Annotated in this window: 27 protein-coding genes, 1 riboswitch and 1 other annotated feature; all 27 genes read right to left on the reverse strand. The window is 39.8% G+C overall.

All coding sequences use genetic code 11. From position 1 onward, the window contains the following. Positions 1-184: 184 nt before the first annotated feature. The 27 genes from AC1MGI_RS19600 to AC1MGI_RS19730 all read right to left on the reverse strand — a co-directional run bounded on the left by AC1MGI_RS19600 (position 185) and on the right by AC1MGI_RS19730 (position 25001). Positions 185-637 (reverse strand): ACT domain-containing protein, encoded by a 453-nt coding sequence (locus AC1MGI_RS19600; protein WP_480347187.1) that lies wholly within the window; start codon positions 635-637, stop codon positions 185-187. A gap of 239 nt (positions 638-876) precedes the next feature. Further along, on the reverse strand, positions 877-2166 hold the full coding sequence (gene obgE / locus AC1MGI_RS19605) for a GTPase ObgE (RefSeq protein ID WP_480347189.1): 1290 nt from the start codon (positions 2164-2166) through the stop codon (positions 877-879). 30 nt (positions 2167-2196) lie between these two features. Beyond that, a complete protein-coding gene (locus AC1MGI_RS19610; RefSeq protein ID WP_480347191.1) occupies positions 2197-2754 on the reverse strand; it encodes a Spo0B C-terminal domain-containing protein in 558 nt (185 codons plus the stop codon). Between the two features lie 659 nt (positions 2755-3413). Beyond that, a complete protein-coding gene (gene rpmA / locus AC1MGI_RS19615; protein WP_049682444.1) occupies positions 3414-3704 on the reverse strand; it encodes a 50S ribosomal protein L27 in 291 nt (96 codons plus the stop codon). A 12-nt stretch (positions 3705-3716) separates the two neighbouring features. Continuing rightward, positions 3717-4049 (reverse strand): ribosomal-processing cysteine protease Prp, encoded by a 333-nt coding sequence (locus AC1MGI_RS19620; protein ID WP_480347193.1) that lies wholly within the window; start codon positions 4047-4049, stop codon positions 3717-3719. Positions 4050-4060: 11 nt separating this feature from the next. After that, positions 4061-4369, reverse strand: coding sequence for a 50S ribosomal protein L21 (rplU, locus tag AC1MGI_RS19625; RefSeq protein WP_028392079.1), 309 nt, complete (start codon positions 4367-4369; stop codon positions 4061-4063). Between the two features lie 13 nt (positions 4370-4382). After that, positions 4383-4464: a sequence feature (ribosomal protein L21 leader region), on the reverse strand. Positions 4465-4506: 42 nt separating this feature from the next. After that, entirely contained in the window at positions 4507-5994 is a 1488-nt protein-coding gene (locus tag AC1MGI_RS19630; protein WP_480347195.1) for an Rne/Rng family ribonuclease, read from the reverse strand. Positions 5995-6037: 43 nt separating this feature from the next. After that, positions 6038-6904, reverse strand: coding sequence for a M50 family metallopeptidase (locus AC1MGI_RS19635; protein ID WP_480347196.1), 867 nt, complete (start codon positions 6902-6904; stop codon positions 6038-6040). Beyond that, entirely contained in the window at positions 6897-7667 is a 771-nt protein-coding gene (locus AC1MGI_RS19640) for a peptidoglycan DD-metalloendopeptidase family protein (protein ID WP_480347197.1), read from the reverse strand. Before AC1MGI_RS19640 ends, AC1MGI_RS19635 begins: the two co-directional genes overlap by 8 nt. A gap of 349 nt (positions 7668-8016) precedes the next feature. Further along, positions 8017-8820 (reverse strand): septum site-determining protein MinD, encoded by an 804-nt coding sequence (gene minD / locus AC1MGI_RS19645; protein ID WP_480347199.1) that lies wholly within the window; start codon positions 8818-8820, stop codon positions 8017-8019. Between the two features lie 2 nt (positions 8821-8822). Then, entirely contained in the window at positions 8823-9506 is a 684-nt protein-coding gene (minC, locus tag AC1MGI_RS19650; RefSeq protein ID WP_403069384.1) for a septum site-determining protein MinC, read from the reverse strand. Positions 9507-9763: 257 nt separating this feature from the next. Next, positions 9764-10282 (reverse strand): rod shape-determining protein MreD, encoded by a 519-nt coding sequence (gene mreD, locus AC1MGI_RS19655; RefSeq protein ID WP_480347201.1) that lies wholly within the window; start codon positions 10280-10282, stop codon positions 9764-9766. Then, positions 10279-11145 (reverse strand): rod shape-determining protein MreC, encoded by an 867-nt coding sequence (gene mreC, locus AC1MGI_RS19660; protein ID WP_480347202.1) that lies wholly within the window; start codon positions 11143-11145, stop codon positions 10279-10281. The genes mreD and mreC overlap by 4 nt, the downstream gene beginning before the upstream one ends. Positions 11146-11588: 443 nt before the next feature. Next, positions 11589-12608 carry a rod shape-determining protein gene (locus AC1MGI_RS19665; protein ID WP_480347203.1) on the reverse strand — a complete coding sequence of 340 codons (1020 nt, stop codon included), beginning with the start codon at positions 12606-12608 and terminating at the stop codon, positions 11589-11591. Positions 12609-12750: 142 nt separating this feature from the next. Further along, on the reverse strand, positions 12751-13425 hold the full coding sequence (gene radC / locus AC1MGI_RS19670) for a RadC family protein (RefSeq protein WP_172796858.1): 675 nt from the start codon (positions 13423-13425) through the stop codon (positions 12751-12753). Positions 13426-13495: 70 nt separating this feature from the next. After that, positions 13496-14065, reverse strand: a complete 570-nt coding sequence (locus tag AC1MGI_RS19675; RefSeq protein ID WP_480347205.1) for a Maf family protein — start codon at positions 14063-14065, stop codon at positions 13496-13498. A 199-nt stretch (positions 14066-14264) separates the two neighbouring features. Further along, the gene (locus AC1MGI_RS19680) at positions 14265-15251 is read right to left on the reverse strand and encodes an SPOR domain-containing protein (protein WP_480347207.1); all 987 of its coding nucleotides are present in this window, start codon (positions 15249-15251) and stop codon (positions 14265-14267) included. Between the two features lie 93 nt (positions 15252-15344). Then, the gene (locus AC1MGI_RS19685; protein WP_480347209.1) at positions 15345-16307 is read right to left on the reverse strand and encodes a LysM peptidoglycan-binding domain-containing protein; all 963 of its coding nucleotides are present in this window, start codon (positions 16305-16307) and stop codon (positions 15345-15347) included. Next, complete coding sequence (locus AC1MGI_RS19690; protein WP_480347211.1) at positions 16307-16897, reverse strand: PilN domain-containing protein; 591 nt, start codon at positions 16895-16897, stop codon at positions 16307-16309. Before AC1MGI_RS19690 ends, AC1MGI_RS19685 begins: the two co-directional genes overlap by 1 nt. 8 nt (positions 16898-16905) lie before the next feature. Further along, positions 16906-17877, reverse strand: coding sequence for a type IV pilus biogenesis protein PilM (pilM, locus tag AC1MGI_RS19695; RefSeq protein WP_480347212.1), 972 nt, complete (start codon positions 17875-17877; stop codon positions 16906-16908). Positions 17878-17894: 17 nt separating this feature from the next. Further along, entirely contained in the window at positions 17895-18650 is a 756-nt protein-coding gene (locus tag AC1MGI_RS19700; RefSeq protein WP_480347214.1) for a prepilin peptidase, read from the reverse strand. A gap of 251 nt (positions 18651-18901) precedes the next feature. Next, positions 18902-19342, reverse strand: a complete 441-nt coding sequence (locus AC1MGI_RS19705) for a type II secretion system protein (protein WP_480347215.1) — start codon at positions 19340-19342, stop codon at positions 18902-18904. Positions 19343-19657: 315 nt separating this feature from the next. Further along, positions 19658-19741, reverse strand: a riboswitch (cyclic di-GMP riboswitch). Positions 19742-19808: 67 nt separating this feature from the next. Beyond that, complete coding sequence (locus tag AC1MGI_RS19710) at positions 19809-21017, reverse strand: type II secretion system F family protein (RefSeq protein WP_480347216.1); 1209 nt, start codon at positions 21015-21017, stop codon at positions 19809-19811. Then, complete coding sequence (locus tag AC1MGI_RS19715) at positions 21017-22057, reverse strand: type IV pilus twitching motility protein PilT (RefSeq protein WP_480347217.1); 1041 nt, start codon at positions 22055-22057, stop codon at positions 21017-21019. The genes AC1MGI_RS19710 and AC1MGI_RS19715 overlap by 1 nt, the downstream gene beginning before the upstream one ends. A gap of 12 nt (positions 22058-22069) precedes the next feature. Then, positions 22070-23716 carry a GspE/PulE family protein gene (locus tag AC1MGI_RS19720; protein ID WP_480347219.1) on the reverse strand — a complete coding sequence of 549 codons (1647 nt, stop codon included), beginning with the start codon at positions 23714-23716 and terminating at the stop codon, positions 22070-22072. A 350-nt stretch (positions 23717-24066) separates the two neighbouring features. After that, a complete protein-coding gene (locus AC1MGI_RS19725) occupies positions 24067-24570 on the reverse strand; it encodes a hypothetical protein (protein WP_062177154.1) in 504 nt (167 codons plus the stop codon). Positions 24571-24581: 11 nt separating this feature from the next. Continuing rightward, a complete protein-coding gene (locus AC1MGI_RS19730; protein WP_480347222.1) occupies positions 24582-25001 on the reverse strand; it encodes a type IV pilus modification PilV family protein in 420 nt (139 codons plus the stop codon). Positions 25002-25089 lie beyond the last annotated feature (88 nt).

The raw sequence follows: 25089 nt of genomic DNA on the forward strand, positions 1-25089 counted from the left end.
TCAATTTAGCACGCCCGTTCAGAGGGTTTGCGTGCCGGAATCAGTACTTCTCGAGCCGGATTTGAGATTTGCGCGCCGGAGATGAATTTATGCGTCAAATCTGAGATTTATGCATCGTATGAATAAAACATGCGGGAATCTATAGAAAAAGCCCCACGCACACAACATGCATGGGGGCTACCAATCACGTACCAGACCCTAGTACTTCCACCTTTTCGACAAACTCCATTTTCCTGAAATTCGTCATCATTTCATCCACTCCAACCTTCATCGCACTTGCGTCGAGTGATAACGTCACATTGGCTCGACCTTGAAGCGGGATTGTTTGGTGAATGGTTAACACATTACAACCGGATGATGCGACGACACGCAGCAACTCTGATAAAGTTCCGGAACGATCTTCCAAATAAAAGAATAACGTAATCAACTTTTCCTTGACAATCGTATGAAACGGAAAAACGGTATCGCGGTATTTATAATAAGCACTTCTACTCAAATCTACCCGTTGGACGGCTTCCCAGACTGATCCAGCTTTTCCTCTTTCAATCATTTCCTTCGCATCCAGCGTTTTCTTCATCGCTTCCGGCAACACATCTTCTCTGACCAAGAAGAATCGTTTATCAATTTTGTTCGCCATGCTCGCACCCCCAACTCTATGACTCCAAATTTTATCCCGCATTAACGGGCAGTAAGACCCCCACCTCAAGGCTTAGAGGAATCGAAGAAGCATAGGTGGGGGACAACTGCCCGTAAAAGCCCGATTGGTTCAACTAACAATCAGTGGGGGATGAAGAAAACCCCCACTGATTGAAGTTTCACTTTATAAAAGTCATTTTCTTATAGCTTTCTGTTATCACTAACTGTCTAAACTATTTCTTATTCCACAAATTCAAATTCATATTCCAGAATTCTTACTGTCACGCCATTTGTCGCTCCACGTGAGCGCAATGCTTCATCTACACCGAAAGTACGTAGCTGTCTTGCAAAACGACGAATCGATTCATCGCGAGTGAAATCAGTCATTTTGAATAACCGTTCAATTTTGAAACCAGTAACGTTGAAGCTTCCATCTGAATCACGTGTAATTTCAAATCCACCTTTTTCTGATTCATGCTTGTACATGACACGGTGAACGCCTGTCTCTTCTTCTTCATGTTCAAGTAAGAACTCTGGTGTTTCTTCGATTTTATCTACAACAGCATATAAAAGTTCACGAATTCCTTCACGTGTAACAGCTGAAATTGGGAAAATTGGATAGCCATCTGTCAATTGTTCTTTGAACTTCTGCAGATTTTCTTCTGAATCAGGCATATCCATCTTGCTTGCCACAATGACTTGTGGACGCTCAGTAAGTCTGAGATTGTATTCCTGAAGTTCTTTATTGATTGTCAGATAATCTTCGTATGGATCTCTTCCTTCAAGTCCTGACATATCAATAACATGAACGATTACGCGCGTTCTTTCGATATGACGTAAAAATTGATGTCCGAGTCCAACACCCTCTGAAGCTCCTTCAATTAGACCAGGCAAATCAGCCATAACAAAGCTACGGCCATCTTCCGTTTCAACCATGCCAAGATTCGGAACAATCGTAGTAAAATGATATTCAGCAATCTTCGGACGTGCAGCAGAAACAACCGAAAGCAAGGTTGATTTACCGACACTTGGAAATCCGACTAACCCTGCATCAGCAAGTAATTTAAGCTCAAGTACAATATTCCGTTCTTGCCCTGGCTCACCGTTTTCAGCAATTTCCGGCGCTGGATTGGATGGAGTCGCAAAGCGAGAGTTACCACGCCCGCCACGTCCGCCTTTTGCGATGATCGCACGCTGACCATGTTCGACTAAATCGGCAATGACCTCTTTCGTATCTTCGTCCATAACTACTGTACCAGGTGGAACTTTAACAATCATGTCGCTAGCGTTTTTGCCGTGCATATTTTTTGACATGCCGTGCTCGCCGCGTGGTGCTTTGAAATGGCGCTGATAACGGAAATCCATCAGTGTCCGTAATCCTTCTTCTACCTCAAATACAACATTCGCGCCGTGCCCGCCATCTCCTCCAGCTGGTCCGCCCATTGGTACATATTTTTCTCTTCGGTAAGCAACGATTCCGTTCCCACCGTCGCCACCTTTTACAAATACTTTGGTTTGATCGATAAACATGCTATCACTTCCTTATCTCTGTATGTAATCCTAAGATGTCTTCTGTTTCATTTTAATATCCATCGTAAAATAGACAAGTTGCTCTGTCGCTTCCTCGAGATCTATCTTCTGATTATCCACTGATGAATTCTGCAAAAATTCAACAATTGATGATACATCTTTTATCTTTCCCTGTACATCAAAGGAAAATCGGATTAAATCGGTACTTACATTTTTATCAATATTGATTGATAATCTATTTTCACAATAAGTATCCAGCTGTTCTTCAAGAATCTGAAAAAAATTCTTTGTCCAATCATACATCATTTGATCCAACACGCTCGTACCTTGCACTAGATCAATTACTTCGAATTCACTTTGAAACACACTATATGTCCAATTAGCTGTCAGCAAAAGTTCGCTAAATTTAGGCATATCTATACTGGATATCTTTGCCTCATGCTGAGCCACTATAATGATATCATCAATAATTGCCTTCACACGGTCGGGTTTGTTTAGTTCCAAGTTGCCTTTTATTAATTGAATTTTATTCAGCCAGTCATGTCGTGAATGGCGTAGAATTTCAACGGTTGTCCATTCTTTTTCCATAAATGATTTACTCCTACTATTTCGTATTAGGCTCTGTCATGTATTTCTAAATGGATAATAACTTCACTTCTTACGTATTTTGATAAGTAGCTAGCGCAAAGCATTTCACCTGATTTATGTGCTTCCGCTTGTCGCCAATAAACGGCGCCTTCCACTTTTCCTTGTCCAGCTACAGCACCTAGCTTCCCAAGGTGCCTCCGCTTTTCTTATAATTATATCAAATATTCGTGAAGTGCGGATAGTAGGAGATTGATTATTATCCTTACATGAACCAGCTTCCAAAAAACTCTTTTTGTATGAAGGACATAGGGACTTAGGCTTCGCTACTTACTAATATAGCTCATCTACTTAGCAGGTATACTATTTTATTAAAGGAAGTATCCCAAATTCCAGCTCCGCACCGCCACCATTATAATAAGGTGAGTGTAGCGTGCTACATGATTGATCCTTCATGGAAAGTCGCGGTTCTTATTGAACACATACATATAAGTTCTTTGGACGATGGCAGAGCTTGTTCAACCATTTTTCAATCATAAAAAAGGGTCAGACCCCTTCTTCACGATATACAGCAAACCATTCATGCAAATGTCGCGATATATTGTGTTTATAGAAGGAATCAGACCCTTTAAAGCAAAGCCTTCTTATTCAAGATGTAAGGATTATGCTTCTTGTGCTGCTGGATACACGCTTACTTTTTTACGGTCACGTCCGAAACGTTCGAATTTAACAACTCCGTCCACTTTCGCGAATAGAGTATCATCTCCGCCACGTCCAACGTTTTCACCCGGGTAGATTTTCGTTCCGCGTTGACGGTATAAAATAGAACCACCAGACACGAATTGACCATCTGCACGTTTAGCGCCTAAACGCTTTGATTGTGAGTCACGACCGTTTCTTGTAGAACCTACTCCCTTTTTGGAAGCAAAGAACTGTAAGTCTAATCTTAACATATGTTCCACCTCCTAATGTTTTAGGATAATTTTCATGTATTTTCCGTAATCACGTTCGATCGTCTGAAGTGATATAAGCATACTGTTCAAGAGTAGCTGTACCTTCTCCTGTGCATCATCCGAAATCGAATCCGGAATGACACAGCGAAGATATCCGCCGTCTTGCCCTTGCTCAATCTCAGGCTCTACATCCGTTAAAGACATAATTGCATTGACAGCTCCAAAGGAAACCGCTGATGCACCTGCACAAACAAGATCTGAACCTTTTTTAGCGAAATTAGCATGTCCACTCATCGTAAACGATTTGATTACATTTTGTGGAGCATCAAATGTTACTGTGATCATAATAATCAGCCTTACGCGTTGATCGCTTCGATAACAACTTTAGTGTATGGTTGACGATGACCTTGTTTTTTGTGGTAGTTCTTCTTCGATTTGTATTTGAAAACCGTGATTTTCTTTTGTTTCCCTTGTTTTTCGACTTTACCTGTTACAGTAGCGCCGTCAACTAGTGGAGCACCAACTTTCACGTTTTCGCCACCTACGAATAAAACTTTGTCAAATGTAACAGTTTCGCCTGCTTCTACATTTAATTTTTCAATGTAAACTGCTTCGCCTGCTGCTACTTTAATTTGTTTACCGCCAGTTTCAATAATTGCGTACATACCTGCACCTCCTTGAATGTCTCAGACTCGCCAATCATAGGCGTTTTGCAAAAAGCAAAAGCTTGTGAACCTACTATGAGCGGTTGTAGCACGGGTGCTACAAACATAACAGTACGATATTATCATATATTCATGAATTATGTCAATAGATTTTCCCGTACTTTCATCAGTTCGTTCTTTGTTCCAAATCGTTTGATTTCATATCGATGATCATTCCCTTTGAGAATCGTGACAAGAATTTCTTTGCGAAGCATCTCTTCAAGAACCGGCTTGTAAGAGTCATTTTCTCCAAACAAGATGACTACGACTGCCTCGTTCGCTTCAATCAAAACGGCTTCCTCTTCAAGCTTGCGATGTTCCATCAGTTCACGCTCGAGCCTGAAGGCAACCGTTTCTGCGCTATCCACCTTGCCAGTACCGAGACATGTAGGACAAGCTGTCATTAATTTTTCGCTTAGTGAAGCAGATGTCCGTTTTCTCGTCAATTGGAAAATCCCAAGCTCTGTAAAACCAATCAATTGAACACGCATTTGATCCTGTTTCGTTGCTGTTTTCAGCATATCGAAAATCGCGCGGCGGTGCTCCGCTTGTTCCATATTGATGAAATCAATCAAGATAATCCCACCAATATTCCGAAGTCGTAGTTGATAAGCAATCTCTTTTGCCGCTTGCATATTCGTTTCAAATAGCGTCTGTTCCTTCTGGGCTTTTCCGGTAAATTTCCCCGTATTCACATCAACAACTGTGAAGGCTTCCGTTTCTTCAAAAATAAGATAGCTGCCATTCTTTAACCGCACAACCTGCTTCAACGCTTGCTCTGCATCACTTTCAATGCCTGCTTGAGAAAAAACATTTACCGGTCCTGTTTCATAAAAAATCGCCCAGTCACTTTCATGATCTTCCTGCCACTTCTTCAATTCCTGAAAACAAGTGAAATCATCAACATGAAGCTCCCCACCTGGAACGTCGGTCATTTCTGTCAAAATACTTTCAAGAAATGAATCTCTGCGCCACACAAGAGTAGGCTTTTTTAATGAGGTCGCTTTTTTGAGCAATTGGGCATATTTCTTTCGCTGTGTATGTAGCTGCTTTAGAAATACAGCCTCGCCTTTTTCTTCCATCGCCGTTCGAATAATGAGCCCTTCATCTGCTTTCTTATGTGTAAAGGCCATACTTCGCCATTGATTCTGACTTTCCGGGCTTTTGAATTTTTTCGACACGCCGACATAATCAATTCCGTGAATATAAACAACATGATTGCTCGAAAATTCAATCAATCCTGTCAACTTGGCTCCTTTTGTCCCCGTTTCATCACGGGTCACCTGAACAAGCAGTTTTTCCCCTTCACGTATGTACTGGTTGACCGAGCTTTTCTGTGTGCCGTTTCGTTTCGCCTCTTGATAGGATGGAAGCTCATCACGATACAAAAATCCACTCTTTTTTTCTCCATAATCAATAAACGCCGCCTCCATGCCTGGCAGAACTTTCGTCACTTTACCAAGGTAAATGTTACCGACGCTACTAGCATGATCGGGCGGCACAACTTCTAATTTAGTGATACGTCCATTTTCTATACAGGCGTATCTTTTTTCTCGTGTAGATAGATTGGCAATTAGCTTTTTCATTATAAAATCCCTTCAAACAATGTGTGTTGCTAGAGTATCACATTTAATACGCATATAACAATTCACCGATTTTCCCGTTGGTCATTTTATTTGTAAAATAGGCGTGAAGAAGCTCATTTTCATCTAACGAACCGCTTTCCTGACCATTTTTCATCACAATGACTGGGTGTTTACACCCGCGCTGAAATTTTTCCAGTACTTTGTAAATCATCTCATTCTCATCGACTTGAATCGGTTCAAGCCTTGTTAAATCCACACTTCTGCCGTAATGGCGATCAAGTAGAAAACGAATGAACGCATAATAACGCTGACGCCATTCCATCGCAAGCGTGATTCCGATAAAGCAGGCAATAATCCATACGTTCAAATTGAAAGAAATCAATAGAACCGATAGAATCAGACCGGCGGTTGCCAAAATGGCTGAGAAAAGAAGAGTAAACGAATGTGCATCAAGAAAGGATTTTCGCTTTGATAAACCTAGAAACAATAGTTTGCCACCATCCAAAGGCCAAACAGGAAGCAAGTTGAATATCATCACGGCTGCATTGCTGTAAAAGAATTGCTGATACATCTCATACGGTATAATGGAAAACGAGTAGAACAAATAGGCAAGTCCGACAAGCCATACATGCTGTACAGGTCCTGCCAAAATGACAATCAAGTCTTCCTTTAGTGATTTGTTTCCATACTCATCTGTTTCCAGTGCGCCGCCAAATGGAAGCAACTGAATCGATTTAATCCGCCATTTAAAGAAGTGGGCAGCGGCAGCATGGCCCATTTCATGAACGAAAATAATGACAAAAAACATGAGCATTTGCGTGAAATGTGAAGTCAGTACGGAAATCGCAATCACGAGCCATAATGTAGGATGAATTTTGACTTTCCATAACAGCTTTACTAATTCATTCAAAGGAAATCACCTGTTTAGGATCAATAAATTGATCATTTTTTTTAATTGCCAAATAGAATGTCCCTTTTGAACCGTCTTCACTTGCTGTCACCTTCCCGATTTCAGTGCCTTTTACAACAGGATCATAAAGCTTTACTTCCACTGACTCGAGTTGACCGTACCATGATTCACTTTTATCGGCGTGCTTAACCATCACTGTTTTCCCTAAACCTTCCTTCACACCAGCAAACATGACAATCCCTTCATTCAATGCTTCTACGTTCTTAATTTGGGATGTCTCGACCAACACACCTTCCCCGTTCACTTCAAAGCTTTCTGTGATTTTACCAATAACCGGAAGAGCAGATTGCTGATCTGAATTGTCTGCAACCGTCCCCGTTTCAGTTTTCTTTTTATCAGGATAAAAAGCAATTGGCTTCCCGAATGTATCTTCATACCATGATGCTACTGTCGCAAACTGGAATTCTTGATTCATCGTGTCTTTCACAACAACTCGCACTTTATCAAACTGTGTGGACGGATGTTTATAAGCAATGGCCACTAGTAAAAACAAACAAGCCGCTGCAAGAATTTTAAATAAAAACCATTCTTTTTTAAAAAGGGGATAATCATTTCCAGGCGATGGGCTTTCATACGACAAATCGGGACGATATCCATCCGATTCGTCTTGAATCAAATTCGCCCATGCTCCTTGCTGGTTTTGTTCAGCCTGCTTTCTCCGCTTCGCAATCCGATCCTGAATTCTCTTTCTTCGATCATCCATACTTTGGTCCTCCCCCGTCTAATTACTTTGTACAAGTGTATGATGTACTTGTCCGAACTATGACAGATACAAGGAGGGGTCGAAGGTAAAATCAAGCTTGACACGAGCAGCAACTTTCCTTTTCAAGCATTACGAGCTAGAAACCAAATTTGCGTGCTAGATTGGAAGGTTTGCGTGCCGGAATTTGTACTTTGCGAGCGGGATTTTCGATCTGCGAGCGAAATTCGAGATTTGCGAGCGAAATTCGAGATTTGCGAGCCGGAGCCCAATTTTACGCATACTTTCTGATTTCAACGTATAAGTTCTCTTGCTTCAAAACAAAAACTCCAGCAGATGCTGGAGTTTTTGTTTAAGAACCTGCGAATATTTTTTTTATTTTTGCTATTAAGCCTTTTGGTTCATCTTCTATGGATGAAAGCGGAACCGATTCACCTAGAATTCTTCTCGCAATATTGCGGTAAGCAATGGATGCACGGTTATTAGGATCCATGGCAATTGGTTCACCTAGGTTGGATGCTTTAATCACTTGTTCATCATCAAGAACAATACCAATCAAATCAATGGAGAGATGAGTCGTGACTTCATCAATATCCATCATTTCCCCATTCTTCAGCATATGACTGCGAATTCGATTAATGATGAGTTTTGGCGATTCAATATTATCTTCTTTTTCAAGCAACCCAATGATCCGATCCGCATCACGGACAGCTGATTTTTCTGGAGTGGTTACGACAATCGCTTTATCTGCACCAGCTATCGCATTTTTAAATCCTTGCTCAATTCCAGCCGGACAGTCAATAATGACATAATCATACTCTTGTTTTAATTCGTGAACAAGTTTATGCATTTGTTCAGGAACAATGGATGTTTTGTCCGTCGTTTGAGCAGCTGGAAGAAGATAAAGTCTGTCTTCAAAGCGCTTATCTTTCACTAATGCTTGGTGTATCTTACAGCGACCTTCTACAACATCAACTAAATCATAAATAATCCGATTTTCTAGTCCCATGACTACATCTAAATTCCTAAGACCAATGTCTGTATCAATCAAACATACTTTTTTGCCAAGAAGAGCTAACGATGTACCTAAATTTGCGGATGTTGTGGTCTTTCCCACCCCACCCTTTCCAGATGTAATAACTATTGCCTCTCCCACGATTAGAGTCCCCCTTCTAATCTAATAAAATTCGGTCTATGGTTCTTAATAGCTTGAATCTTTTCCACAATAATATGGCCCGTTTCATCGACGAAAGCACACTCCATCACATGGCCATCTGCTATATATTTGTCAGGTGCTTTCATGATCTTATCTGCGATTCTTATATGTGATGGTTTCATGACGGAAGCACTAATAAAGCTTTGGCGGTTACCGTTATGCCCTGCTTGCGCTATCCCTCTAAGGGCACCCATCACGAAAATATTTCCACCGGCTATAATTGTCCCGCCAGGATTCACATCTCCAATCAACAGTAAATCTCCAACAACTTCTAAAATTTGACCCGATCTAATGACTTTAGCAATGGTCGTCATTTGATGTTCATCCTTCCATCGCTTTGCTTCTTCCTTCGTCATCACATTGGAGATGATTTCATCAACAACCAGTTTTTTTTTCTGACTGATCAATTCTCGGATACTGTTTTTCTGATCTTCAAGCAGATAACGATTTCCTGTATGTACCTTAACGGCAATGCCCGAATCATTTTCTTGAAATTGATAATTTGCAGAAAGCTTTGATTCTAATTCTTTCAATAGCTCAGAAAAAGCACATGAATCATCGAGATGAAGAGTAAGTCCATCTTTCGTGCCTTTTATCATAACATTTTGCTGAATTCTTTTATTCATGACGCATGTTTCACCTCAATGAAAGTATAATTCGACATGACTAGAGATATTTCCTTTTTCTACGCGCATGAAAGTAGAAAAACCGTCACCACTCCTTGGCTTTTCACTTAAAGCCAAGGTAAGTCACCGCATGGCTAGTGTAAGGTTAGACAAAGTCAAGCCTACATTGAAGCCGAACAAGCTCTATGAAGAGTGGATGGCCCTACCTATCTTCTATAGGAAGAGACTATGTACTTTAGGAATGAGTAAGCCAACTTTTACTCCCCAGCTGATTCAAGTTCCTGTTTCTCAATCATACGCTTTAACGGATAAGAAAAAACAATGAGAAAAGCAAGATTTATCAGGAGAGTTGGCACAAGCCTAATCTTCAGAAAAGTATTAAACTCCATATGTGCAAACCCAATCAGGAGATTAATTTGATAGACAATCATTTCTAACAGCGTAATAAATACGAGCGAAGTAAGAATGGTCACTAGCAGATTGGACTGAAAAATCCTCATGATTTTCGCAATAAGGTATGCAAAAAATGGAAGCATGAACATGTAAATACCCAAGATTTCTGTATATACGACATCATACAGTATACCTAGTATGAAGCCGTATACCATACCCGTTTTTCGCGAACCATAAATAGTAATGAATGCGACAAGAATCATAATGAACCTCGGAACAATAATTTTGTCACCGCCAAATATATCGCCAGCAAGTAGGTTTGCGAATGAACCTTCCATGATAAAGAAAAGAAAGGCAGTGAGAGGAAGGATTAGTCTCTTCATTCTTTACCCTCACCCTTCTCTTCTTCTTCACCTACAACTTCACGTTTGACGACTATGACATTTTTTATATCATAAAAATCTGTGGCAGGTTCGAGATATGCCGTCTGATTCAAGCCGTTTTGATCCACTTTCACTTCGACAACTTTCCCCACAATTAATCGTGATGGAAAAACGCCGCCAAGTCCTGATGTCTCTACAATCGAGCCAATTTTTATTTCTTTATCAAATGGAATTCGCTTCATTAACAAATAGCCTTGCTTGTCATCATACCCTTCAATGATTCCGTTCGCTGCATCTTGTTGTACAATAGAGGCTGATATTTTATTATTCGGATCTGTCGAGCTGACCAGCTGTACAGTTGCGGTAGTAGGAGTCGTACTCTTTATCTTACCGATTAATCCATCCGCTGTAATGACTGCCATATTCGTTTCTATCCCATTCATCTCGCCTTTATTAATCGTAATTAACTCATTCCAACGATCTGGATTTCGGCCAATGACTGTCGCTTGAATGGGCGAATACTTGCTCAAATCATCTTCCTTATCAAGAATTTTCCGTAACTCTGCATTTTCCTTTTTCAATGCTTGGACTTCTGTTTTTATCTGCACATATTCACCTAAACGAGCTTTAAGCTTTGCATTTTCATCATATGTATTTTGCAGATCGCTCAAATTTTCAAAAAGTCCGGTAACAGCTGAAACTGGTTTATCAAAAGCATTCGCAAACCATCCTGTTGTATCTTTAAAAAATTGTTCCGGCCATGACAATGTTTCGCGTTCTCTCATTGAAAACCCGATTAATGCCACAAGAACAATAATTCCTGCTAATAACAAGATTAATTTTTTGTTAAAAAACTGTGGCATGACAATCTACACCTCTGTCTGGAAAAGCGCCAGGCACCCGCTTATCAACTACAAGCATGAGTGGCGCGGCCTAGGAAACACTACTTTCGCTTATCATTCCAACGGCACCTGGCGCTGAACACTAAAATTCATTAAAAATGTACGACTACATAAAGTGAAACTTCCATCCGCAGGAGTTTTTCATCCCTTCTTCGATTCCTCTAAGCCTTTATACGGGGACTTGACTGCCCGTTATGCGCGAGAAAACTACAAGTTAGATATTTTTCAAACAAACAGGGATTGTCCACTTGGGCTGAATTTCGCACGTGGCCCAATGTGTTCAATCCCATTATAGGCAGTTTTTAACCGAGATGAAAGAAGTTTATCCCGCAAATTGAATTCGCTCTATATTTATTTCACCCGATGTGGGTCAAGGAGCTTTGGAATATGCTTACTTCAAGCTTTTATCGTAAATCTTTTGTTTTATTTTTAAAATTATCGATATGATCCAACGCTTTACCTGTTCCGATTGCTACACAATCAAGCGGATTTTCGGCAATAAGAACGGGCATTTTCGTTTCTTCACTAATTACTTTGTCAAGATTACGCAGCAAAGCTCCGCCCCCTGTTAGAACAATTCCGCGATCCATAATATCAGCAGCAAGCTCTGGAGGAGTTTTCTCTAGCGTATTTTTCACAGAATCGACAATCGCGTCGACTGTATCTTTAAGTGCAACTGAGATTTCTTTAGCAGATATTTCAATCGTTTTCGGCAAGCCTGTCAATAAATCACGACCACGAATATCCATATTTTCAATGCCTTCTGTATCCCCCGCTGAACCGATTTCCATCTTAATGCTCTCAGAAGTACGTTCCCCAATCATTAAGTTGTAATTTTTACGGATATAGCTAACAATTGCATCGTCCATTTCGTCGCCAGCAATTCGAATCGACTTACTTGTTACAATTCCGCCAAGTGAAATGATGGCAACTTCTGTCGTACCACCACCGATATCCACAATCATGCTTCCTGTTGGTTCCCAAACTGGAAGATTCGCACCGATTGCCGCCGCAAAAGGTTCTTCAATTGGATACGCATCACGTGCACCTGCTTGTCTAGTTGCGTCAATAACTGCACGTTGCTCAACCGCTGTAATCCCGGAAGGTACACAAATCATGACATATGGCTTACTTCCGAACACACCTTTTTTCTGTGCTTCCTTCATGTAATATTTCATCATCGTTGCTGTCGTTTCATAATCAGCAATTACGCCATCTTTCATAGGTCTTAATGCCACTACATTACCTGGCGTACGCCCAATCATATTTTTCGCATCATTTCCGACTGCGACAATTTGCCTCGTATCCGTTTGCAACGCAACGACAGACGGCTCTCGGACGACAATACCTTTTCCTTTAACATAAACAAGCGTGTTCGCCGTTCCTAAATCGATTCCCAAATCTTTTGTGCCTATTCCAAACATACTGGTTTCTCCCTTTCATACACAAAATACTTTTATAGTAAGATTTTAAATGGTCAATATTCAAAAATGCGAAAGATTTATAATGTTCCCCTTAAAAAATCATAAACATTATTATACCGCATCATCAGGAATTTTGATAGTGTTACAAATAGCCTTTTTCCTTCAAACTCACAAATTTATGCTCGCCAATAATAATATGATCCAAAAGTTCTATTCCTATTATTTTACCACATTCGACTAATCTCTTGGTAACTTCTATATCTTCTCTACTTGGCGAGGGGTCACCTGAGGGATGATTATGTAGACAAATAATAGAGGCTGCAGATCTTCTAAACGCTTCCTTAAAGACCTCGCGCGGATGCACGATCGAGGCATTTAAACTGCCAATAAAAATCGTTTGCTTGTGGAGCACTTGATTTTTCGTATTGAGGTAAAGGGTGATGAAATGTTCTTGTGAGAGAAAGCGCATTTCTTCCATGCAGTAGTTCGCGCCATCTTCAGGGGAACGGATTACGTAGCGATCTTGATAGTTCAATTGAGTAATTCTTTTGCCTAGTTCAACTGCAGTTAGAATTTGAATGGCCTTTGCTTCACCAATTCCTTTAATGGCGGTGATTTCATCGATGGACGCATCTTTTAACATACGCAGGCCTTCAAACGTATTGATTAAACGATTGGCCAGCTGAAGAACGGATTCGTCTTTCGTTCCTGTTCTGAGTAAGATTGCGAGCAATTCCTGGTTGGAGAGACTTTGAGGGCCGTTTTGGATAAATCGTTCGCGCGGCCTCTCATCTTTCGGAACATCTCGAATTAACATTTTTTCTGACAAAATAACCATCCTTTCATTATTACATTTAGATGGAGTCCTGTCAGAGAACTTGAACGGATTACTCGTTTTCCGCTTGAAACGCCAGAAGTTCACGAGACAATCTTGAAACGGGAAGTCCCACAACAGAAAAATAATCGCCATGAATTTTTTTGACAAATAGTGAACCATAACCTTGGATTCCATAGCTTCCTGCTTTATCAAACGGTTCTCCACTATCAAGATACCCTTCAATCTCTGCATCTGACAGATCCCAAAACGTCACTTCTGTTTCTTCTGAAAATACTTGGCTCTTCTTTCCTTGAACGAGCGCAACACCTGTATAAACGAAGTGGGTGTTTCCAGCTAGCAGTTGTAGCATTCTTCTAGCGTCTGCACGGTCAGTCGGTTTGCCTAATATCAAGCCGTCTAAAGCTACAACCGTATCAGAGCCAATCACACAAGAGTCGGGATGATTCGCAGCAACTGCTCTTGCTTTTCTATGAGCCAGCTCTTTTACGGCATCCGATGGCGCCGTATTCGGTTCGATGCTTTCGTCAACATTCGCGTCTACAGATTGAAAAGGGATTTGAAGTACTTGCAGCAATTCCTTACGACGAGGTGAAGATGAGGCTAAAATCAATGGGTGCATACTATATCACATTCCTTACTATAAAAATATCATTGCAGGCCGGGAGTCCATTCTAATCGTACCAAATAATCACTCAACTAACAATCCACTTTCATGGAAAAGTCTACACTTTATTATAGAGACCAGACCCCATTTCATGCAGTAAAGCACGAAAGTAGGTCTGATTCTTCATTATTTCCCGAGAAATAGTCGTTTTATGTCAGATTTGATAGGAATTCAAGAACTGCAGCAGTTTTTGTTGGGCTTTTAGTAACTGAGAGGGTTCTTTAGTACTTTGGTATTGCTTGATTAAATCGGTGGCAGAGCTCAAGTCAGAATAGGCGGCTTTTAGCCCTGCTGGTGCATCGTCTTTCACCTTGGCTTTAAGTTCTTCAAGTTCTGTTTGTAATGGTTTCATATCGGTGGTTGCTGTCGGATTTAATAGTTGTGCACTAGATGCCTTTGTTAAGTTCTGATAGACTGTAATCATTTTATTCATAATTGCTGCGTTACTGCTTGCCGCACTTCCAGGCTTAAGGGTAAGCTCTTTCCAAAACACCTCCACATCATAGCTTTTAAAGAAAACAGCAAGTTGCTTACTCTCATCAAGATTTGTAGCCGAACCTAAAAACAAATAATACTTCTCATCTTGTTTCAATACCTCGGCAGGTACACCTTTATCCATAACTCGTTCCTGAATTTGCTTGGCTGCCTCTTCATTACTGAACAAACCACCTTGAACAAGGAAAGCCGTTAGCGGTTGGATGGTGGGGACAGCCGCTCCTTTCTTTTCATCTTTCACAGGCTCATTAGGGATCTTAGATTCAACAGGGACAGCTGCAACCTCTTTATCAGCCGTAATTGCTTTCAACACGATTAAACCTAGACTTGAACCTATAATCACCGCAAATAAAATAGCTAAAAATGGAAGTTTAAGAGCGTATCCCGATTTATTACCTGTTTTTTTCCGTTTACCGCCAAATGCGAGGATCGTTGGATTTTTCTTTTTCGTAGAAGTGGCGGGTTGATAGAATACACCCTCGTCCTTAGGAAATACCCAATCAAAGCTTTCATCCTCTGGCTCGATTGCTGCAGAAGTTTGATTTTCAGCTACTTTAACGCTATCGCTACGATCATCTTCAACCAAGGGCTTTTCCTCGCCATTAATTTTTATGGTGATTCCTTTTTTATTTTCTGGGTTGTCCATTTTTTTCGCCCCCTACGCACATTTTTTTCCATCCTATCATAGGAATAAAAAAAAATAACAAGACTTTTGTCGTCTCGTTATCAATAGCTTTCGTCAATTTTTGCCATCAGTAGGAACAGGAATTTCAATTGTCGTATTCGCTTCAAGTTGTTTCAGATGATTCCAATCTTTAATCACCTTTTCACCGTTTCGGCTATTATAATATAAAATGGCAAGTTGAAAAAGGGTATCCCCTGGTTGCACTTTATGGGTGTACACTTTGTATGTTATTTGATTCCGTTTAACAATTTTCCCGTCAGTATCCTTATCTTGCTCAGCTGGTTTGTTCGATTTTTCCTCTGCTTTTTTCTCCGATAGCTGAGGAAGATTCGCTTCAAATAATGGGTTTATCTTATTGGCTGGTTTCGGTTCCTGATATTTTGGAAGCTGATTTTTAAGTTCTTCTAATTTAGGATAATAATAAGTAGCTACTGTTAAACTAAATGTAAGTCTATCTTCTGCGTTCATTAAACGACTACTTTCTTTGAGTCCGGTATATTGAAGGCTTTCTACTTTTGTAAGGCGCTCCAATTTCTCGAGTCCTTTCACAAATGATTCCAGTTCAAGATAAGTTGGTGATTCAACCGTAATGACCGCTGTTAATTTCTTTACTCCTTCAGGTAGTGGATTTGTATTTGATGTTTCTACTGCTGTCTCAAGTTTCCCAGCTTCTAATTCATCAACCGAATCACCTGCTTGTTCGGCATCTATAAATGCTAGATTCGTAATAAGACTACCAGATGCTACTTCCACTTCTTCAAGCAATAATACAAATTGATCAACAAGTTCACTCACTGGAAGCTTCCGTTGTAGAGCCATCGTATTAATGGCAACACTCTTCTGCTCTTTTTGATCTAGCTTTTCTAGCTCATCTTTTTCCTTCGTAATCGAACGGTTAAGACTAGCCATTTTGTCCTGTAATGGTTTATATTCAAAATAATACACGCCACTCACACCTATGATAAAAAAAAGCAACAAAAATGTGAGAATCAACGACACTACTTTTTGGGAAAGCATTATGACCCTACCTCCCCATGTATTGATGCTTGAATGGCTGCTTTGTCCACCGTTAATTCATATTGTGCATTGTAACGTGGAAGGATAGGCTCCGCTGTCACACCATCCCCAAGCTTCTCGGTTGAAAGGGTTTGTAACTTAGCTCCTGAAATAATGGCTGAATTTGAAATACTTTTCAAGTAATAAGCTGCCTCCCGGGAAGAATCGAACTGAACAGTAAGCTGCACAGTCCCATCTTCTTGATAGGAAAAATCTACGATAAACCCTCGTTCAGGTAATAATGAAGATACAGTTCTCATGATGAAAAAGGTTGAACTTTGATGTTCTTCAACCCATTGAATCGCCGCTGTCAATTCACGCACAGATTTGGACTCAACACTCTGAGTTCGCTCTTTTTCCTTCGCGACTTTTAATTCTTTAGTCAACATTAACTCTTGCTCCAGTTCTACCAATCGGGCCTTCTGTGCTTGATAGGTAGTCATGAAGAAGAATCCACTGACCAATAGCACGATCCCCGTCAACAAAATCATGAGGACAACGGTACGTCGTTTTTTTTCTTTTTTAGGTAATAAGTTAATATCTACAAGCATGTTGACACCTACTTTAACGCTAGTCCAATACATTCAGCATATACAGGAGGGATGTTCATTCCTTTTTTCGTTTGAAATAGTGGTTCAAGTAATGGCTGAACGGATACTTCAATCGCAGTATGTATAGCCGAATAAAAAGTTTCCATACAAGGATGGTCTCCTGACAAAACGAGCTTTGAGATACGATGATTTCCTTTTGTAAGATTGAAATGATAATAGGATAGAAAACGTTCGATTTCCATGGTAATATCCTGAGATTGGCTGTTTAATTCGTTCAGTGCACCCACCCAAGAATAAAATTCCGAGCCACTGCGACTTTTAGAAAGTTCAAAGTGCTCATCATGAAATTCCAAAGGATAATGACGCGAAAAAACGGGTTTATGTTCGTTAAAAACAGATAAAACAAATGCATCTAACCCAATTTGCACCATTAATACATGCTCATCCTGCTTAGCAAGACCTAGATGATAATACATTCTATATAGCGATAGCACTGATAGATCTGCAATGTCAGGTTTAAGAGATGCCCGCTTTAATAATGCTGTAAATTCATGTAACACGGTTTCTCTTGAAGCAAATAACAACACGTCTCGGTTTTCAGCCGTTTTTTCTAAAGGCACAGCTTCGATTAAAGGGTCTGCAAAAGGCAGATGGATGCTCTGGCCCAATTCCATATATAAATAGCCATTCAGTTCATGATCTGGAATTTCATTCGAAACATGAATTTTCCTAACGATTACCGTTGAATCAGGTACACAGAAAGAAACTTTTTTCCCTTTAAGCTTCCATTGATCGACCATTTCATCGACAATCAGTTCGAGCGTTTCACGATCTTTAATTTGCCCCTCAACGATCACACCATCTGGAAGGCTCTTTTGCCCATAGGCTAGCAGTTTTCGCTTTTTTCCAGATTCCACAAACCGCATATACCGATCTTTAATGGCTAGATGAACCCGATGTTGTCTATTAAATGCACTCACTCTCTTCATCACCCGCTTCAATAAAACATAGTAAAGTAATAGTTTAAGATTTCATTCCCATAAAAATAGGAAAGCAACGCACCCATTGCAATAAATGGACCAAAAGGAATCGGCTGCCGTTTCTTATAATTCCCCCATATCATGCCAGCTACTCCATACAAGGCTCCAAAGAAGCTTGCCAAGGCAAAGGTAAGGAGAGTCAGCTTGAGACCGAGAACCAAGCCCAACACGAAAAACAGTTTAATATCTCCCCCACCCATGCCGCCTTTACTAATGACAGCAATGAAAAAAAGCAGACCAAAGCCAACGACCGCGCCGACAAACATATCCCACCACGGATCTAATGGCACGACTAAACGGCCAACTAAAACAAGAGGAACAAAAAACAACAGCACTTTATTAGGAATAATCATATAGACAATATCAGATACAAAAATAATGACTAACAACGAGATGAAGGTAAGTGCAATTACTAGTTCACCTGTCCATCCAAATTCATAGAATGCAAGCATAAACAATAAACCCGTTAAAAGCTCATTAAGTGGATAGAGCGGCGATATTTTCGAATGACAGTTCCGGCATTTTCCTCTTAAAAAGACATATGACAACACAGGCACCAAATCCGTAGCTGTCAACGTTCTTTTGCAAGTTGGACACTGTGACCGCGGCCGTACGATTGACTGTTTCTCCGGTACCCGAAGACCGACGACATTGTAAAAGGATCCGAGAACTAAGCCTAAAATACCTATGTAGCTGTAAATAAATAGTGTCATGGATTTCTCCCTTTTTGTTGGAGTTGGTTTCCTTATTTTCAATAAATCATCCTTCATACCGGATGTGGTGCTTTAACGTCATGTTGGTACTTTTATTATACAGGAAGTTGGATTGAATTGGAGATGATTATTTGATGAAGATTTAGTAGATTGATAAAGCAGGACCATTATTATTGGATAAAAAAAGCACTCCTTGTGGAAAGGAGTGGAAAATTACCTTATGTTATACTCTTTAGCAATATTTATAGCATTTATTTAACATCCGTCCTAGTTAATTTCGATACATCATTATTACTTGTAATCCCTCTCTCTGCACCTTTTAGCGTAACTGTATATGTTACTTTACCAGTTGTTGCATCTTTAGCTATTCCAACCTGCTCTGTGGTGTATTTGTCTCCATCAGGATCTTTAAGTTCTGACTCAAGGTACCCAGCCGTCATTAAATCAGTTGACGTGATACCATCTTTATCATTCAATATGGTCTGATCATTCGCCGCAACAGCCAATCTCGCTGCCCCCACCAATTGCTGCGCATTCGCAATATGTGCATCCTTCTTACTATTATCAATAATGTTCCCAATACTCGGCACCGCAATTGCTGCGATAATCCCTAAGATCACGATTACAGCCAAAAGTTCCACTAGTGTTAACCCTTTTTGGTTGTTAATAAGGCCTTTTATTCGTTTAATCATGTACGTTCACTCCTCAGTTCATTTTTTTATGTAATCTAACACGGTGTAATAAAACAGCTTGAAACTTCATACAAAACCTAAAAGGGCGTTAAAACGCCACCAGTTACTATGAAAGATCGATCATGAAGCACGCTACACTCACCTAATCACAATGATGGCGGTGCGGAGCCGGGTTTTCGGATGCTTTCTCGATCATATAAGTAAACCCGCTAAGTAGATTAGCTATATGAATAAGTCGCGAGGCCCCGTTCCCATGTCCTTCATACCAAAAAACCGCCACGTTTATATTTAAATTCAAAAATAATTTTGAATTAAATATACATTGGCGGGTTGCACTACTCACTCCTGATCATTTAAGTGCCCAGATAAAAATGATCAATCACAGTTTCCAATCTATTTATATATTGCTAGTATATAAGACTCATTCACTAGTTGACAACTACTTTTTCTACTATATTGAACATTTTTATTGGATTTCGTTAAATATAGTGAACATCGGAACGGCAATGGCTGCCACAATGCCTCCAACAACTACTGCTAGAAAGATAATGAGAAAAGGTTCAATGAGAGATTTCATTTGGTTTGTTGCATTGTCTACTTCCATTTCGTAAAAATCAGCGACGCGATCTAGCATGACATCCAAAGTACCAGATTTTTCACCGACGATGATCATTTGCGTGACCATAGGCGGAAATGCCCAGTGTCTTTCCATCGGAATGGCCATGGACTCGCCTTTTTCAATCGAAAGTCGCGACTGTTTCATCACCTTGGTTAACACTTCATTTCCTAAAATCTTTTCCACCATTGTTAAAGATTGCAAAATTGGCACAGAACTCTTGAAAAGCGAGCTTAATGTTCTCGTCATTCTTGCAATCTCCGCCTTTTGAATCAGTTGCCCGAAGATAGGCATTCTTAAAAGCCAATAATCAAGATAGTATTTCATCTCGTTATTGGATCGTATATAGCGAATGAAGATATATAATCCAACTGCTAATAAGAGAAATACCCACCAAAACCTTTCAAAAAATCCGCCAAGATTGAGTACTAGCTTTGTAAAAAAAGGAAGCTCACTACCAAATGATGCAAACATATTTGCAAAAGTAGGGACAACGGTAGATAGCATAAAAATGATAATCCCTACACTCAAGCATCCAACCGTTGCCGGATACATCATCGCCGATTGTATTTTTTGCTTTGTCTGATACTGTTTCTCAAAATAAACTGCCATCCGTTCCAGAACCTCTTCTAGATTCCCGCCAGCTTCACCCGCTCGCATCATATTTATGAAGAGAGGCGGGAACACATTTCGTTGCTTTTCTGCTCCTTCAGAATAAGGGTTTCCTTCTTCTAAACTTTGCACAATATGTTCTAATGTTTTTCGCAGCAGTTTACTCGATGTTTGTTCCGCCAAAATCTTTGTCGCTTCTACAACACTGATCCCTGCTTGAATTAATGTTGAAAACTGGCGCAGATAGATAATAAAATCACGATTTTTTATGTTTTTTCTACCCAAGGAGATTTCTTTATATAAAATGCCCCTTAGTTCATCAATACTCGTCACAGCTATCCCTGTTTCTCTTAGCCTTGTGACCGCCTCTTTTCGTGTGTCCGCCGTCATTTTCCCTTGTTTTTTTCTTCCCGTCCGATCTCTACCCTGATAGTGAAAAACTGGCATTAGATGATTCCTTCTTCTAAATAAGGGAGGGCAGAATAAGAATCAATCTTCCCTTCTTCCACTAGTTGTTTAATCGACATTTCCATCGTTTGCATGCCAGCCGATTTACTTGTCTGCATCACACTTGCAATTTGATGGATTTTTTCATTACGAATTAAATTTTTGACAGCAGCATTATTCACTAGAATCTCGATTGCCGCCACCCTTCCTGCCCGGTCTTTTGACGGCAATAAACGCTGTGAGATAATCGCAGATAAGACGGAGGCAAGCTGAACACGGACTTGCGGCTGCTGATTGGGTGGGAACACATCAATGATCCGGTCAATTGTTGCCGGTGCATCTGTTGTATGCAAGGTGCCAAGTACTAAATGACCCGTTTCCGCTGCGGTAATCGCTGTTGCAATCGTTTCTAAATCGCGCATTTCTCCGACTAAAATAATATCAGGATCTTGTCGCAAACAAGCGCGCAGGCCATTTGAGAAATTTTGTGTATCAAAACCAACTTCCCGTTGATCAATAATACTCAATTGATGTTTATGTAAATACTCGATTGGATCTTCAAGCGTAATAATATGTTTCTTCATGTTTTTATTAATATAATCAATCATCGCAGCAAGCGTCGTTGATTTCCCGCTTCCAGTCGGTCCTGTCACTAAAACGAGCCCTTGCCTTTTTTCAGATATCGCTTGTAAAACAGATGGTAGCTTCAATTGTTCTAAAGTCGGAACTTCGGTTGGTACGACTCGAATCGCAAGGCTGATACAAGAACGTTGATGATAAGCATTGACCCGGAAGCGCGAAACGCCAGGGATTCCATATGAAAGATCCAACTCTCCTTTGTCCTTAAACGCCTGCCACATCGATTCAGGAATCATTACTTTCGCCATTAATTCTGTGTCTGCTGGCGTAAGGATGTCTTTTCCATACTGTTTAAGATCACCGTGAAGTCTCATAATCGGCGGTACACCTACCGTTAAATGAATATCAGATGTCCCTAAATCAAAAGCAGCTTTTAAAATATAATCCAATTTCTCTTTCACAGATCTAGCCCCCTAATCATGTCCCGCTACCCGTAGTACTTCCTCTACCGTTGTCAATCCTTGCTTGGCTTTTAGCAAGCCATCGTCAATGAGAAAAATCATCCCATTGCGAACCGTATATTGCTTGATTTCACTAAGCGGCTTGTTATTCATCATCATCGATTGAATCGTATCATCGATATTCAATACTTCATGAATCGCAAGCCTGCCATGATAGCCACTATTTTGACAGCTTGAACATCCTTTGCCACGATATAAAGATTGCACAGGTATGCCACGTTTTTGAAACAAATTTCTTTCCATGGCAGATGGTGTGTATGCTAGTTTACAATCCGGGCAGACTTTGCGAATCAGTCTCTGAGCGATGACGCCAGTTAAGGAGGAAACGACCAAATATGGTTCGACATCCATATCTAATAGTCTCGGAATCGTCGAAAGCGCACTATTGGTATGTAAAGTACTTAATACAAGATGGCCCGTTAAGGATGCCCGAACAGCTATTTCCGCTGTCTCGCGATCACGAATTTCGCCAATCATGACAATGTTTGGATCTTGTCTTAAAATCGAGCGCAAGCCACTAGCAAACGTTAGACCGACGCTTGGATTGACCTGCACTTGATTGATGCCCTTCATTTGATATTCCACAGGATCTTCCACAGTAATAATATTGACTTGTTCAGTATTCAAATGATTCAATGCCGCATATAGAGTCGATGTTTTTCCAGAACCGGTTGGCCCCGTAATCAGAATCATCCCAGACGGCCGTTCAATCATCGCAACAAAGGTTTTGACATTCACTTGATTAAAACCAAGCTGCGAAAGATGAATCATCACATTGGATAAATCTAAAATACGAATGACGATTTTTTCACCAAATACGGTTGGCAATAATGAAATTCGTAAATCAATAGGCGTAGCATTCACATTCAATTTAATTCTGCCATCCTGTGGCAGTCTCGTTTCGGTAATGTTCAAATTAGCCAAAATTTTAATTCTAGCAATTAACAAACTATAAATATTCTTCGAAAGGACACGTTCTGTACGTAAAATCCCATCGACCCGATAGCGAATAAGGATGTTTGATTCCTGTGGATCGATATGAATATCGCTCGCTTTCATCTGTACGCCCGCTTCAAGAAGTTGATTGACAAGCTTAACAGCTGGTGCATCTTCACCATCTAGATTCTCAGTCGCGATCCTGTTCATATCTAATTCTTCAAATGTCTCTGTCTTGCTATAGTATTTATAGAGTGACGCAATGATTTCTTCCTTTTTCGCTATGACAGGTGAGATCACCAAACCAGTCGATAGCCCCATATCATCTAATGCGATATAATCCATCGGATCATGCATCGCTACAATGAGTTGATTCCCTTCTTTTTTTATTGGCATGACTAAGTTTCTGAAGGCAAAATCTTTTGCAATCAAGCTTAAGACGGCTGTATCTACGGGATAATGAAATAAGCTGATCTGAGGTACACCTAGTTGGAACTCAAGCACCTCAATGAGTTGCTGCTCATTGATTAATCCGCGTTCCAATAAGGCATCACCCATTTTTTGCCCTTCTTTTTTGTATGTTAATGTATCCTGCAATTTTTCTTCCGTAATGATCCCTGCTTCAACAAGTAAATCGCCTAAACGTTTTCTTTCACTTTTCATTCTATCACCCCTATCTGGCATTCTTTGATCATTGTCTGCTATCATTCAAAATAACATGAAATCTACTTAAATTATAGAGCGAATTACTCAATCTTTGTAGTACTATACGAATAAGGATATTGGGATGTTTTTCCATTCTATTTAGATAAAAAGAAGAACTTGTCCCTTTTGTTTGCATGGATTGTAGGAAAATAGACGAGGTACCTAACTTTGTTGTATACGAATTTAGTTATAATTTGAAAAAGGGAGATGAAGTTGAAGCAGTCTGCCCTTTTTGCCATGGAACGATGCGACAAGCGTGAAAGGATCCCAAGTGAGTACATCTACACTTGAGATGGGAGAGAGGTTGCTTAGCGATTTTGTTCTTGGATCTTTATATTAATGGTTTTTTCTCGTTCCGAATCTGCTTGAGCATACACATTATTCAATGAGGGAGTAATAGTATATGTGACCGTAAGAGTGTTATCTACTCTTGTTATACTAATATAATCTATTTTAAATTGATACATTTTATCAGATGATATGATTTCTTTATCTACTAATTTAGTTCTAAATTCTTTTTCGTATTTAACAGCAATTTCAGCGTCTGTAGGAATAGCGTTAGTGGTAGGGAACTCATTTAGCCATTTTATGACCGCTTTTTTTGCTTCGTTATTTGCTGTGTTTATCTCCTTCTCAACATACTTTAAACCCATTCGTGATGATTGATGTAACTGTATATTTCCCTCTGATTTTTGATTCTGCAAAGAACTGTTTAAAACATTGCTAATTAAAGTTACTGAAAAAATAAGGATTAATGTAATCGTTAATAATACAAGCACTAATGTATAACCTGCTTCATTTTTTTGTTTCATCAATTATTCTCCTAATTGTTGAGGCCTACATCTACATATCCATATGCAATCGTTAGTTCTTTATGGTCTTCTGATTCTATTCTTATAGAGATAGGAAGTAAGCCTAGTGAGCTTTCTTGTCTACTTTGTGTTAAAGGTGTCACGGTTGAAAGATAGTTTTTTTGATTTAATGGAATGGATGGACGAATATACTTATCTACTGGGATAGTTTGGCAATCGTTTGTTTTACAATATGTTTCCAAGCTATTTGTTACCTCATAAAGTTCTTGTTCAGCTAGATTAATTGCTGTTAATTTATCTTCTGTTTTTGTAGAAAATGTCATTGCATTTGAGAAGAAGGATAAAAATATCGTTAACACAATACCAAGGATTGTGATGGAAGCTAGAACTTCAATAAGAGTGAAGGCTTGATTATTTTTTAGATTATTCACGACTTGCTACCACCTAATGTCTTTTTATTCATTATATAACAAACTATAATAGGGAATGGATCAATTTTATCAAAAAGTGGGGAATTTC

The sequence above is a fragment of the Peribacillus sp. BM1 genome, from assembly GCF_056679975.1.

Coding starts and splice junctions, on each gene's coding strand:
- AC1MGI_RS19600 (WP_480347187.1), bottom strand. CDS start 637: ATGGCGAACAAAATTGATAAACGATTCTTCTTGGTCAGAGAAGATGTG.
- obgE (WP_480347189.1), bottom strand. CDS start 2,166: ATGTTTATCGATCAAACCAAAGTATTTGTAAAAGGTGGCGACGGTGGG.
- AC1MGI_RS19610 (WP_480347191.1), bottom strand. CDS start 2,754: ATGGAAAAAGAATGGACAACCGTTGAAATTCTACGCCATTCACGACAT.
- rpmA (WP_049682444.1), bottom strand. CDS start 3,704: ATGTTAAGATTAGACTTACAGTTCTTTGCTTCCAAAAAGGGAGTAGGT.
- AC1MGI_RS19620 (WP_480347193.1), bottom strand. CDS start 4,049: ATGATCACAGTAACATTTGATGCTCCACAAAATGTAATCAAATCGTTT.
- rplU (WP_028392079.1), bottom strand. CDS start 4,369: ATGTACGCAATTATTGAAACTGGCGGTAAACAAATTAAAGTAGCAGCA.
- AC1MGI_RS19630 (WP_480347195.1), bottom strand. CDS start 5,994: ATGAAAAAGCTAATTGCCAATCTATCTACACGAGAAAAAAGATACGCC.
- AC1MGI_RS19640 (WP_480347197.1), bottom strand. CDS start 7,667: ATGGATGATCGAAGAAAGAGAATTCAGGATCGGATTGCGAAGCGGAGA.
- minC (WP_403069384.1), bottom strand. CDS start 9,506: ATGAATAAAAGAATTCAGCAAAATGTTATGATAAAAGGCACGAAAGAT.
- mreD (WP_480347201.1), bottom strand. CDS start 10,282: ATGAAGAGACTAATCCTTCCTCTCACTGCCTTTCTTTTCTTTATCATG.
- mreC (WP_480347202.1), bottom strand. CDS start 11,145: ATGCCACAGTTTTTTAACAAAAAATTAATCTTGTTATTAGCAGGAATT.
- AC1MGI_RS19665 (WP_480347203.1), bottom strand. CDS start 12,608: ATGTTTGGAATAGGCACAAAAGATTTGGGAATCGATTTAGGAACGGCG.
- radC (WP_172796858.1), bottom strand. CDS start 13,425: ATGTTAATTCGAGATGTTCCGAAAGATGAGAGGCCGCGCGAACGATTT.
- AC1MGI_RS19675 (WP_480347205.1), bottom strand. CDS start 14,065: ATGCACCCATTGATTTTAGCCTCATCTTCACCTCGTCGTAAGGAATTG.
- AC1MGI_RS19680 (WP_480347207.1), bottom strand. CDS start 15,251: ATGGACAACCCAGAAAATAAAAAAGGAATCACCATAAAAATTAATGGC.
- AC1MGI_RS19685 (WP_480347209.1), bottom strand. CDS start 16,307: ATGCTTTCCCAAAAAGTAGTGTCGTTGATTCTCACATTTTTGTTGCTT.
- AC1MGI_RS19690 (WP_480347211.1), bottom strand. CDS start 16,897: ATGCTTGTAGATATTAACTTATTACCTAAAAAAGAAAAAAAACGACGT.
- AC1MGI_RS19700 (WP_480347214.1), bottom strand. CDS start 18,650: ATGACACTATTTATTTACAGCTACATAGGTATTTTAGGCTTAGTTCTC.
- AC1MGI_RS19705 (WP_480347215.1), bottom strand. CDS start 19,342: ATGATTAAACGAATAAAAGGCCTTATTAACAACCAAAAAGGGTTAACA.
- AC1MGI_RS19710 (WP_480347216.1), bottom strand. CDS start 21,017: ATGCCAGTTTTTCACTATCAGGGTAGAGATCGGACGGGAAGAAAAAAA.
- AC1MGI_RS19720 (WP_480347219.1), bottom strand. CDS start 23,716: ATGAAAAGTGAAAGAAAACGTTTAGGCGATTTACTTGTTGAAGCAGGG.
- AC1MGI_RS19725 (WP_062177154.1), bottom strand. CDS start 24,570: ATGAAACAAAAAAATGAAGCAGGTTATACATTAGTGCTTGTATTATTA.